Here is a 919-nt window from a genome sequence, read left to right as displayed (position 1 = left end):
GCCCTCGACATCGTCTCCGGCATCGGCTTGCCCTTCGGCTTTCGCTGGTGGATGTCAGACTTCAGGCCATTGTCCTGCAACCACTCCTCGTTGGCCTTGGAGCGGTAGGCGCTGTCGGCCCAGACCGTTGAGGCGGTATTGTCCTTGGTCACGACGTTTCTCAACTGAGCGCCGTCATGGGCGGCTGCACTGGTCACCGTCCATCCCCGGATAAAACCATGTGCCCGGTCGATGCCCGCGTGGTTCTTGTAACCGAACATGGGAATGGCGATGTCATGGGTCTTCTTATGGGCTGATGTCGGCGTGTCCGTCGGCTGCTTCGCCTTGGAATACTTCACCGTCCAACGTGCATCGCGATCCTTCTGGGCAAGCTTGGCGGGCTTCTCCTTCCAGTCCTGCGGTATCTCTCCGGCTTTGATCGCGTCTTTCTCGTCCTGGCTGTTGTGCTGCCTCGGAGCCTGGATGATTGTCGCATCGACGATCTGCCCACCCTTGGCCAGATATCCGGACCGCGACAGATGCTTGTCGAAGCGGGCGAACAGATTGTCGATGGCACCGGCCCGCACCAGGCTTTCGCGGAATAGCCAGATCGTCTTGGCGTCCGGCACCTTGTCGGAAAGGCCAAGCCCCAGAAACCGCATAAACGAAAGCCGGTCCTGAATGACGAACTCGGCCTGATCGTCGGAGAGATTGTAGAGCGCCTGGAGCACCAGGATCTTGAACATCAGCACCGCAGGAAACGGCGGACGCCCACCCTTCGATCCATCCGATCGCTTCAGCGCCTTGGCCAGCGGCTTCTCGAACACAGGCCACGGGATGATGCTGTTCAGATTCTCGAGCGGATCGCCCACAGCGCTCAATCGTTCATAACGCTCGTCCAGATCAAAGAAACCAGGCTGTCCCCGCATCATCCGCTCCC

Annotated in this window: 1 protein-coding gene; it reads right to left on the bottom strand. The window is 59.7% G+C overall.

From position 1 onward, the window contains the following. Positions 1–908 (bottom strand): IS5 family transposase (locus tag ACFSE1_RS19430; RefSeq protein ID WP_377405320.1); only part of this gene is annotated, 908 nt, incomplete at its 3' end. Positions 909–919 lie beyond the last annotated feature (11 nt).

Origin of the sequence: Affinirhizobium helianthi, assembly GCF_042680945.1 — a bacterium.
Lineage (GTDB): Bacteria > Pseudomonadota > Alphaproteobacteria > Rhizobiales > Rhizobiaceae > Neorhizobium > Neorhizobium helianthi.
Note: the sequence above shows the minus strand (reverse complement) of the source record. Positions and strands in the feature narration are given on the sequence as shown.